9 protein-coding genes are annotated in these 12,500 nt (G+C 31.2%); 1 reads left to right on the forward strand and 8 read right to left on the reverse strand.

Features of this window, described 5'->3' with window-relative positions:
• Nucleotides 1–81: 81 nt before the first annotated feature.
• Complete coding sequence (locus T537_RS0105080; RefSeq protein ID WP_155895236.1) at nt 82–2,235, reverse strand: DUF7657 domain-containing protein; 2,154 nt, start codon at nt 2,233–2,235, stop codon at nt 82–84.
• Between the two features lie 222 nt (nt 2,236–2,457).
• Here T537_RS0105080 and T537_RS12370 point away from each other — a divergent pair, with 222 nt between their 5' ends.
• A complete protein-coding gene (locus tag T537_RS12370) occupies nt 2,458–3,327 on the forward strand; it encodes a glycosyltransferase family 2 protein (protein ID WP_051637164.1) in 870 nt (289 codons plus the stop codon).
• A gap of 44 nt (nt 3,328–3,371) precedes the next feature.
• On the opposite strand, the gene T537_RS0105090 is transcribed toward T537_RS12370, so the two are convergent.
• The 7 genes from T537_RS0105090 to T537_RS0105120 form a co-directional block, all read right to left on the reverse strand.
• A complete protein-coding gene (locus T537_RS0105090) occupies nt 3,372–4,607 on the reverse strand; it encodes a lipopolysaccharide biosynthesis protein (protein WP_031556595.1) in 1,236 nt (411 codons plus the stop codon).
• 3 nt (nt 4,608–4,610) lie between these two features.
• The gene (locus T537_RS0105095) at nt 4,611–5,474 is read right to left on the reverse strand and encodes a LicD family protein (protein ID WP_031556596.1); all 864 of its coding nucleotides are present in this window, start codon (nt 5,472–5,474) and stop codon (nt 4,611–4,613) included.
• Nucleotides 5,475–5,561: 87 nt separating this feature from the next.
• Complete coding sequence (locus tag T537_RS0105100) at nt 5,562–7,145, reverse strand: BCCT family transporter (RefSeq protein ID WP_420323106.1); 1,584 nt, start codon at nt 7,143–7,145, stop codon at nt 5,562–5,564.
• A gap of 48 nt (nt 7,146–7,193) precedes the next feature.
• Complete coding sequence (locus T537_RS0105105; RefSeq protein ID WP_031556598.1) at nt 7,194–8,066, reverse strand: NTP transferase domain-containing protein; 873 nt, start codon at nt 8,064–8,066, stop codon at nt 7,194–7,196.
• Between the two features lie 5 nt (nt 8,067–8,071).
• Nucleotides 8,072–9,829 (reverse strand): NTP transferase domain-containing protein, encoded by a 1,758-nt coding sequence (locus T537_RS0105110; RefSeq protein WP_031556599.1) that lies wholly within the window; start codon nt 9,827–9,829, stop codon nt 8,072–8,074.
• Nucleotides 9,830–9,891: 62 nt separating this feature from the next.
• Nucleotides 9,892–11,379, reverse strand: a complete 1,488-nt coding sequence (locus T537_RS13125; protein WP_051637165.1) for a GH25 family lysozyme — start codon at nt 11,377–11,379, stop codon at nt 9,892–9,894.
• A gap of 134 nt (nt 11,380–11,513) precedes the next feature.
• Nucleotides 11,514–12,494, reverse strand: coding sequence for a glycosyltransferase family 8 protein (locus tag T537_RS0105120; protein WP_031556601.1), 981 nt, complete (start codon nt 12,492–12,494; stop codon nt 11,514–11,516).
• Nucleotides 12,495–12,500: the final 6 nt, after the last annotated feature.

Raw genomic sequence — 12,500 nt, forward strand, 5'->3', positions numbered from 1 at the left:
AATCCTCCAAAAAACGGATAAACAAATTTAAGCCTGTAATGGGTAGATTATAGCATATTGTGAGATAGATTTCATCCCAATTTACTTATAACAGATTTCATAAATATAGAAGGAATCTTCATCATATATCTTTTCAAATTTTACATAATCATTATCAAGCTCTTCTATATCATGCATTGATATTAGATATTTCACATCTAGTTTGGAAATATCTTTATATGATAAATCTAGTGTAAAGCAATCCGGTATAGCTTCTTCATAAGAGAAGGATGTATCCTCATCTGTAAAGGATACTGTTATATGTGCGAATCTATTATATGCATCTACATATTGTCCATCTTCATCAACTTTACTCCATAATTCTAAGTTAGGACTTGTATTAACCATATTAATTACATTAGCACCACAAAGTGTTGCATATGATGAAGCGTAATCTCCATCTAGAGCTATCCACTTTCCATCGTCCATTTTAGTAATATCTTTAATTGCATCTGCTGTAGGTCTTGAATAAACACACTGCAATCCCACTGTCATTGGTCTAATATAAATTCCAGTTAATAAACATATAAAGGCAATTAAGGCCGTAACAATGTTATATCTATACTTTACATGCTTAAAGCAAAGCAAGAAAAAGGTTAATCCAAATAAACATGCAAGTAACAAACATTCTGCTTTTGATAAATATCCTGACTGAATTCCTATGCACTTTCTAATAACCAATACAACAACTAATATAGCTATTATTAAATCCACTAACTTAGTCTTTAAACTAACCTTTTCATCTTCCTTCTCATAAGCAAAATAAATAGCAAGCATTAATATCTGTATATATGCAATATAATCCACAGCTCTAGCTACAGTTGAAAACTGGAGTAAAGTAACCACAGCAAGGATTTTAGGTAATCCTATAAAGCAATAAACAAATAACAAGGCTGAAACTAGTGTTAATAAAATTGCCAATAAATCCTTTTTCTTCTCTCTTATTAATTTGAGCCACATTATTATTGTAGGAACCGGGAAGAAGCTTATAAGTGTAGCCATTTCGCAGTTATTCAACACATTATAGTCTTTATAGGCAAAAAACGTATTAACAAAATATGCATACAATTTATCCATTGACTCTGGATCATTACCACCGCAATCTATTCTATGACCAGGATATGCCGAATTCATATTTGTATGTATATAATCTAATGAAATATAAACATATAAAGCTACTGCCACTATAGCTACTATAAACGCTCCAATCAATAAAGCGTATTCAAATTTTCCAAACTTTCTAATATAACTCCAATCAGTATATATTAGCCAAGCTAATAGGCATAATCCAACATATGCACATGGGACCTGCCATGCAGGATATAAATTTGCTGCAAAGTTAAATGCAAATATTCCAGTTAAATATAACCACAATACTCGTTTAGGCTTTGTATCACTTTTTATAAATCTATCTGCTGCAACAATTGCTGCCTGCATATTTAAAATCTGCGTTGGATAATTCCACCATAGATACATAGATGATAAAAATATCATCATAGTACATACAATAGAAATTTTCCTTTTTCCTTTAGTTAGTAACATAAAGAAATCTATTGAGAATAACACGCCAAAAACCGTTAAATAATTCCAGATAAATGAATAAGTATATTCCATTCCAAATATATTAACAATTCTTGCCACAATCATACAAGGATCTTTTAAATAGCCAATTATTCCCAATGATGAAAAATAACTTCCATTAACCATCTTATATAGTATTAGTGGATCAGATACTAAATATTCATCAGTACGAATGGGTCTAGTTACTCCAAATATAGGGTTTACAAATTGGGCAACATTACTATCGCTATCGTATCCTGCTGTACCAATTATAGCTAGGGAATCACCATTTATTTTATTTAAAACCAGAAATAAAAGAAAAGCCATTCCCACAATCCATCTATACTTAAACAGAATCTCTGAATATTTCTTAGGTCCTATAACAAAGGCATAACCAATAAATATAAATAATACTGTAGTCATCTCTACTTTAACAAAACGTACAGCATTAAAAGTATGTAATTCATACATCCAATCATGTCTAATCAACCATATCTGCTCTCTATTAAATGCTATCAACGCTTTTAAATCCTCTAAATAATTTCGACCAATTAATGGAGAGAATATATAAGCCAAGCCTATACTAATAAGGACTAAGATTAGACTTCTTACCATGATTTTTTTATTGTCTTGCAAGCTAATTTACCTCCGCCTCATTTAATTTTAAGTAAAACAACATTTCTATAATAATTGTTTTCAATCATAAAATCCATAACAATTATAAAAAATAGTTGTTTACAGTTAAAAACTATATATTTGAATTTATATTTTCTTTCTGTTATTATTAATCCGTTATGCTTCTTTTAAGCATTTACAATTATTTATAATTAATGGAGGAGGGTAAAACCCGATATAATTATGGAAAAGCCTTTAGTATCAATATGTATTCCAGCATATAACAATGCTGATTACATCACAGAAACAATGGATTCAATTATGGAACAGACATATCCTAATATTGAATTAATAATAGTTGATGACGGTTCTAAGGATGAGACTTGGAATGTTATTAATGAATATAAAATGAACTACGAAAAAAATCATATTGATTCAGATAAGAAAAGAACAATTCGACTTTATAAAAACGAAAAAAATCTTGGTATGAGTGGTAACTGGAACCATTCTCTTGAATTATGTACAGGTAAGTATTTAAAGCTTGTATGCGCCGATGATTTAATGGATCCTGATTTAACAGAAACAGAAGTTTCAATTATGGAACAAGATGAAGAAGTCTTATGTGTTTCTTCAGATACTCGTTTTGTTGACTTAAATGGAGATTTAAAAGGCTATTACAGAAGATATCATAAAAGCAAAAAAATAGATGGTAAAAAGGCTGTTAAATACTCAGCATTTACAAGAAATTATCTTGGAGCACCAGCTGCTAATCTATTTAGAAAAGAAATCTATGATAAAATTGGTGGCTTTGATCCAAGCTTTGTATTTATTGTAGACTATGACTTTTATATGAGAATTTACTGTTCTGGTAAGGTATATATTCTACATGACAAGCCACTTAACTACTTTAGAATAAGAAATGATTCTAATACAGGACAAGTTCTTGGTGGCGGTAAAACTAAAACATATGTTGCTGAACATAGACACTTAATGGAAAAAGCAGCCCCAGTTATTGGACTATCTAAATTCCAGATTACTATTAGCGTATTTATACGTAGAATCATGTGTGTTCTCGGAGCACTCTATTTAAAACTAAACGTTCCTAAAGAATAAAAAAATAAGAAGTAGAAATCATTCGATTTCTACTTCTTATTTTTCTATCTATTAGATTTCTTGTTTAATATAATAAACATATCAGCTACTAAAATAATAATTTCAATAATTGTCGCCAAAGCAAGTGTTAATGATGCACCCTGCATTCCCATACTTTTCTCAAGTATTGGTGATAAAGCAAGTGATGTTAACACTGCTGCCAAATTAGATAAAACAAGTCCCTTAAAGCCTCTAACAACTGTTAATACTCCGCAGAATAACCATGAAACAGCTGTAATTATTGTACAAATAATTAGCGGCATTAATAAATCCACATGCGAAGCAACTGTGCTTCCGTATAATAAATTCAAGCCCCATTTGCCTACTAAAGCTCCACCAATAAGACCTATAACTGATATTATACAGACTGCAACTATACACTTAGCTAATATCTTCAAAAATCCCTTAATATCGTTATTGTTATATTTTTCTGCAAATAGAGTAACGAAAGGATTAAATATATAAGTTGCACCAACCTGAATTATTAAAACAGGCGTTGCCACAGCTCCATATATTGCTAATAATTCATTACCTAGGATTCTCTCCATGTATAAACGTGGAATTGATGCTATAGAAGTAGATAATGAACTATATATAACAAGTGGAAGACATTCAATTAACAAATCAATAACAATCTTAGATTTAAAATCAAATTTAAGTATCTCTAACTTTCTTACTCTTGGTATATCATAAATAGCAATTGCAACTGCTGTTAATAGAGCGACTAGCAATAATGTTATGATTAAATTCTTAGTTAGATAAAGCACAGCTGAAAAGGATACAATTGTAATAATTCCTCTTATTATCATGGATTTACCAGCAATATCCAATCTCCAGTTTTTCTGAAACATACCAGAAAAACAGTCAAACACAGCCTCCACTGCTTTTATACAAAAATAAATAATAATACAAGCTCGCTGTTCAAGTGAATAAGGTATTACAAGGGCATAAATAATACACCCTAATAAAGATATCCCTATGGTTATAATCCTACTATAAAGATATGTTCCTGCTGAATACTTATTCTTAACATCAGAAACTTGATAGTTTCTCATACCATAAACTGATATAGCATACCAAATATTAGTTACAGAAATAGCTAATGTTAGAATTCCTCCAGCGTGTAATCCTGCTAATCTTACAACCAATACAGTAATTAGCCATTGGCATCCAAGGTAAAATGTAGATCCACATGTATTCCACATTACACTTGATGCTATCGATAATTTTTTATTTTCCATCTTTTACTCTTCTCCAAAATCTATAAAACTAGCCAAATGATTATGCCTTTGTTCCTCAGGAGGTAACTCCATATAATTCCCATATTCTTTCCTTAAGAAAGAATCGTAATCCTTTACTAGCTTAACAGTTGTATCTTCAAATGGCACGTCAATAAGTGGCCATGACTCACTTTTACTTACCATTAGGTTCTCGCCTGTTATATAAGAATAATCTATATAAAGATCAGAATTCTCATCCTTACAGCTTGTTGCATACTTTAGATATTTCTTATAAGTCTTATCTGGTGTAACGTGACAAATCTTTAATAGGCCATGAACTACATGTGTGATCATTGTAACAACTTTCTTAACTACAGGATTCATACCTTCTGGAAGATTCGGATTAGGAATTAGTGTAAGTACATGCCATCTTCCTATATTCCATGTCTTCTTAATAAGTTTCTTACGTCTAGCACTATCACTTGCTGTCTTATCATAAGGAAAAATATCAATAAAAATTCCTAATGGATAACCTGCCTGCTCATAAGCAGATTCAACAAATCGTGTACCACGCTTAACCATCTTAGCAAACATCAATGGATATTTATCCTGTGTATTAGCATCCATAAAGATATATTTATCGCCCATTTCTTTAGGTGCAACTTCCATAAATCGATCATAATCCTCACGAAGCATACATACATCAATGTCATCATCCCAAGGAATAAATCCTTTATGTCTCAATGCTCCAATAGCTGTTCCACCAGTAGCAAAATAATCCAAATCATATTTATCACAAATCTTAACAAAATCCTTAAATATTTCCAGTATAACGTCTTTTAAATGTTGTAGCGTCTCTTCATCATATTCTTTAGTTGATTCTTTCATACTTTATTCCTTTCAATTTCATATGCGCAACACATCACATTATATTCTATATAATCTTAACAAGCAAATTAAAAGGAAATAAACTTTTTATTTACTCTTTTTATTACTCTCAACTATAAATTGCTTTGCATCTTTAAAAAAGCTGCAAACTATTAGAACCATTACAAAACCTAACGGAAATGCCGCAATTATACTTACTGTTTGAATATTACCCATTGAACTTTCTGAAAATAACAAACCAATAGGCAATATAATTAAAAGAATACACCACATTAACTGGATTGATTTATGCGGTTTTTGATTCTCATCAAGTTTCTTATAACTATAACATGATGCAATATAAGCTATTGAATCAAAAGAAGTCGCATAGAACATAATCATAGTAACTATTACCAACACTAGAACTAGTCCAGATAAAGGCATTGAATGTAATATATCCATAACTAATGAATACATATCATTACTTTTTGCGAAATTCTCCACAAAATGCGCTCCACCATGTAAGCTTTTACCCAATCCATAGTTTCCAAGAATTATAAAACTAAGTAAAGTAGAACCAACGCCAAATACATAACCACCGACTATAGTCTGTCTTATTGTTCTACCCTTAGATATTGTTCCTATAAAAAATGGCGCACAAACACACCACACCATCCAATATGCCCAATAATATATCGTCCAGTCCTGAGGAAAGTTAGTTGTTCGTAGTGGATCCGTATAGGTAGCTAACTCAAAGAAATGACCTGTCATTAGTCCTAATGACTGCAAGCCATTCTCAATGATAAACTTCATCTCTCCACCAAATAAAAAAACAAAGGCCAATAAGCTAAAAAATAGGTAAATACACGCTTTGGCTAAAATACTTATTCCTTTCAATCCATGAAGCAATGAATATGTATAAACAATGCATGTGATAATTAATATTATTATTGTAATAATTCGTCTATCAATTGTTATACCAAATAAATCACTAATAATTGTTGCCATTAAAGGTGTAGCTACACTAAAAGTTGTTGCTGTTCCTGCAAGCAAGGCAAAAACAGATAGTAAATCTATTATTCTACCAATAATTCCATCTGTCTTCTTACCAAGTATTGGTCTACAGCTTTCTGAGAACTTCTGTCTATTTCTTTTTCTAACATGCAACATAAAACCAAAGGCAACAGCTAATACAAGATAAAAAGCCCAAGGTATTAAGCTCCAATGAAATAATGGGAATACACTTGCCCAATCCATTACATTTCCCAATTCCTTCATGTGTGGATTAGTTGCATAAACTGCCCATTCATTAAATGAATAAAAAAGTATATCTGCTGCCAAGCCACATGTAAACATCATGCTTCCCCATGCAAAAAATGAATATTTTGGTTTTTCAAGCTGTGATCCACCTAGTACAATATTTCCATATTTAGAAAATGCCAGCACTATAGATGCAATAAAAAAACCTAATCCTATTATTAAATAGTAAGATCCGAGAGTATCACCAAAAAAGAATCTTACCTTGCCTAATATATGATTTGATTGTAAAGGATAAATAACAAAGAGTACTGCAAGTGTTACTATTAACCCTAATGGGACCAATGTTATCATCCAATCTATCTGTTTTCTATCTAGTTTATCCTTTGTCTTAGTCTTACTTTTATCTTTGGTTAAACTCTTGTCAGATTCCATCTCACCATTAGTTTTAATATAATCCTCCATCAAATCCTCCATCAAATCTTAATTTTTCACTTCTAATTTTTTCTTATTATAATCATAAGTGTATTCTATTGAATTACACATAAACTCAAAGCCAATGGCCTCATTGCCATCTGACTTTAAGCATTTAAAATTAGTTAGGTCAGACTCTAATACCTTAAGTTCTTTAGAAATCTGCCCAATAATATACGATCTTGTGTTATTTACATAAGAGACATCAAATTCTCTTAATTCATCTAAAGTATCAAATTCAAAAATCTGATTTTTGTCATACTTATGAATCTTCATCTTTAATTCATTAATATGCTCAATATAAATATCTTCCCATAACTTATCTTTAGTTTCTTCCATAGGAAACTCTCTATCTAAAATGTCCAAAAATTTCCTACTAAATTCTTCATCCCAAAAAACATGTCCTAACATATACCAAGCATTACTACCACCGATTTTTACGTCTGTAATATATCCATTAGTATCTGTTTCTAAACACCATTCTTTAGTATCACCGTTGGCATACAATGCAGAATAATAGGCTTCTTCTACTTCATTAGTAAATGGATTAGTTTCAAAATAATTATCTGCTGAGCAAATATATGTGTTTCTTATTATGTCCCTAACTTTATATATTGAAGAATGATTATTTCTAACATTATATAAATCATTATGTCGAATTTTTACATTGCATTTTTCCTTCAAGTATTCAAAATCATTGTTACGATATCCTGTAACAATATATATTTCATTTATTCCCGCTTCCTGTAATTGACGAATCTGTCTTTCAATTAAGACTTCACCTTTAACACTTATTAATGCCTTTGGTCGTTCATAGGAAAGTGGAGCAAATCTACTTGATGTTCCTGCTGCCATTATTACAGCATTATCTACCTTATACATGTTAATTACAACTCTCCCACTTCATTTACTATTATTTTATAATAATCCTTAGCATATCTATATTGACGAAGAGAATACTCACCAAATTCTACACCAAGCATTCTTTTGTACTCACACCAATTGCTCCATAACAAACCTGCAATTGCAATATAGGCGTAAATACGATGTCTAATATCATCACTACAGCCCTCTGTGTAATAATAGTCTATTAATTTATCTACCATTACGCGGTCATACATGGCATAAATTGCAAACATAGCAATATCAAGATTAGGATCTTGCATTCCTGCATATTCCCAATCAATTAATCTAACCTGTTCCTTACCTTGTGCATCCTTATATAACATAAAATTATCAGGCACAGAATCTATATGACATAAGCAATAATCTTTATCCTGCTTATTAACGTAATCTAGCAATTTAAATACCTTAGCCTTAGTTGTTTCATAGTCAACATAAGCTGAACTTTCTCCACCCCAAAGTTCCTCGTAATAATTAATCTTCTTCTTTAAATCAAAACTGTGTTCTACTTTAAGCTGCATAGAATGGAACTTTCTTAAGGCAGACATACATTTTCTTAAATCCTCTGGATTATAGGCATCGCAATTTCTTGCCCCTTCAATAAATTCTGTAATTTTATATCCATTATCAGGATTCATATAAATTAAATCATCACATAAGTTCAAATTCTTAATAGTCTGATATACAGAGTATTCCTCTTTTCTGTTTACTAAGCCATTAGTTCCCTTTCCTGGAATTCGCATAATATACTTCTTCTTTTCTGTTTCAAAACTAAAGGACTTGTTAGTCATACCCTTTTTTAGAATTTCTATGTTTTTTATATCTGATGGCTTAACATCTAAACTATTAGCCGCTATATTAATTTCCTTAGAATTTAAATTAAGGGATTTCTCATCAAAATCTCTTAGCTGTTCATAAGTATTAATTTCAGTAACTTCAGATGAATTAATAATTCTTGTATTAAAAATCATCTCATTATCCCTAATAAAAGCATCTTCCCAGAAAGCCTTATAAAATGATGGATCTGCATCCCTAAAACCAATGATTTCCACCATATCTTTGCTATCTTTAGTCGAAATATACGCAAGGCCTAACATATGATTGCCATTATGCTTTATATAACGATAAGATAACTTTCTTGTTACTTCTACATAGCTATCATAATCTTTAGTCTCATCTACTGCATACCAAGAATATAACTCAGATTTTCTAAATGGATTTTCTTCAAAATACATATCACATGGAATTATATATGTTCCATTAATAAGCCTAGATGCAAGAGCTAGTGAATGTAAATTATTTCTTTCATGGTACATAGGATTAACTAGAATATCTACATCATATTCATCCATTAAGAATTCATATAATTCCTTCATAAAGCCAGCCACTAAAGTAATCTTAGTGATTCCGGCTTCATGAAGTTGTTTTATTAATCTTTCAACTAAAGTTTCCCCTCGAACCTGTATTAAGCCCTTAGGCAACTCTGTATTAATAGGTACCATGCGCATTCCATAGCCTGCTGCTAAGATAATTGCATTATTGACCTTATTATTATCTAATATCTTCTTAGCTTCACTAGTAATATCTAGTGTGTCTTCTTTAATTAATTTCTTAGTTCTTAAACTCTTTATCGTAGTGTTTATCTTACCTAAAGAAAAATCTAACTTGTTAGACAATTCTCTCTGGTTATTTATCTTATTAGCTTTAATTGTTGTTAAAACTTCTTTCTCATAAATGTTCATAAATCAGTCTCCTTATTTATTCGTGAACATTATATGAAAAATCATTAGTAAAAGCAAGCTTTTTATACCCATCTTCCTGAGCCATCTACATAATATCCATCTATATATGTATTTGTTGCCATAGCACCACTCGCTGTTAAATAATACCATGAACCATTATCTAGCAACCATCCTGTCTGCATTGCTCCGCTCCCATTTAGATAGTACCATGTCTCTCCTAGCTTTATCCAACCAGTTGCCATAGCTCCATTATCATTTAGATAATACCATGTTCCATTATCTAACACCCATCCTGTCTGCATTGCTCCGCTTCCATTTAGATAGTACCATGTTCCTCTATCTAACACCCATCCTGTCTGCATTGCTCCGCTTCCATTTAGATAGTACCATGTACCTCTATCTAATATCCATCCTGTCTGCATTACTCCGCTTCCATTTAGGTAGTACCATGTTCCTCTGTCTAATATCCATCCTGTCTGTCTATATCCATCATGATTGAAATAATACCAGTTTCCACCTATCTTCTCCCATTGGTCATGTGGATATGATCCATCAAATCTTTGATACCAGTATCCATATCCATGATTTACCCAAGTTCCTGTTGTTGGTGTATAACTTGCAATAGGTGCTTTTCTAGCTGTTACAATCTTTGAGTAATCCTTTGTTGCAAAATCAATATCTACAAATGTTGAACTAATACCATTTAATCTAAATTGACTTCCTGCCTGCCACATTCCACGTGTAATAGATGTGTCATAATAATATCCATATCTTGCAATCCATTTTTCAACTCCATCTAGTTTGCTGAAGTCTACATAACTTCTTGCCCAGTTTTCATTACAATATACCATTGGAGTATAGCCTGCAGCTCTAATTTCATCACAGAAAGCTTTCGCAATTCTTGTAACTTCATCTCTACCTAATTCAGCCTGATCCCAACTTTCTAAATCTATTGCCACAGGATAATCAACTTTATATCCTCTTAACTGCTTAATTACCCACTGAGCATCTCCTATAGACTGTTCAACCGACATAGCTGTACTATAGAAATAAACCCCTGTATGAATACCTGCTAAATTAGAACCACTAATGTTATCTTCATAGTTATAATCTAGATTTCTATTAGAGTAACCTACTCTAATCATTACATAATTAATTCCTTCATTTCTAACTTCTGTCCAGTTAATGCTGCCCTGATATCTTGATACATCTATACCTTTAATTGTACCAGCTTCAAAGTCCATGCCATTATGTGTTCTATCTTCAACCCAGGCACACTCATAATCACCACTTAACTGAAAATACTGCCATTTTCCATTTATCTTCTGCCATCCCTTAACAGCCTGACAATCACTTGTATCAAAGTAATACCAATGACCGTTTATTTCACTCCATCCTGTAATTCTATTGCCATTGTCATTATAATAATACCATTCATCACCTTCTTGTTCCCAATGCTGTGCTGCCTCTGTCTTAGTAACTATAAACATACATGATAATAGTACTATTAATGTTGCTAAAAATATCTTTCCTGTCTTTATAAAACGCATAATGTATAAATCCTTTCTTAAATGCCAGTTTATTTGTGTCCTTATATATAAAAGGGAGATAGATTATCTACACCATCTCCCTTTTTAATATACATTTTATACTATTAATTACATTAAATACAGTCTGTTTAATCTTATTTTTTGTTTTTCTTTGCTCTATGAGCCAAGAATTTAGGTATTAACGCATCAATAATTTTATATCTTAATGCTGAAAAAGGTTTCATAACAAAATTAAACGTATCCCATATTACGAAATACAATCTCCATCCACTCTCATAATTTTTTCCTGACCATGGTGTCATACTTAAATACTTATCATAGTCTTTTCTAAATCTATGATGATTTCCAATTCTCCAAGGTCTTTCTTCTCCCAAATAATGAATTATAATAGGGTTTGCTTTTAGTTCATTATACTCTTCTTTAGTCATAAAATCATAATCTACTAATTTTGATAAGAATTTATATGAATAAAAATCAAATGAATTACAATAATTATACTTAGATGATAATCTTACAATATGACCTTTCAAGCTGCCATTAATTGCATCCTGGTCATTAGCAAAAAGCTTCCCTTCATGTGCTGTATAGTAGTCAATTATCTGCTTTCCAACTTGATTCTTTCTCCAGTTATTCATATCAACCAAAAGAACGCCTGCATTATGATATGGCATATTCTTTAATCCTAATGAAGCTTTTCTAGATATAGTACATGTCGGTTCTATACAAGCACCAACGGCTTCATCACCCATATTGGTATTCCACATCTCAACAAGACTTCCTCTAACAATTGTATCTCCATCAAGATAAATCAATCTCTCAACATCTTCAGGAATTAATTCATCTAATAATAGTCTTGCTAATACAATTGGATTCCATCCTGATGTATCAATCTTAAACTTAAAGAAATTCTGCATATCATTAAGCTCTATAAACTTAATCTTACGCCCATAGCTAGATACATATTCTTCAAGCTTATCTTCATTTTCTTTTTTAATGTTTAATGACATTAAATAAAAAGTAATATCATCTACATCTTTATTATTCTCACATATAGATGTAATACCAGCAGCTACCTGAGGTACAAAAGCATCATTTAATGTATATAATATATTCATATTCTA

The sequence above is a fragment of the Lachnospira multipara LB2003 genome (assembly GCF_000702205.1).
Classification (GTDB): domain Bacteria; phylum Bacillota; class Clostridia; order Lachnospirales; family Lachnospiraceae; genus Lachnospira; species Lachnospira multipara_A.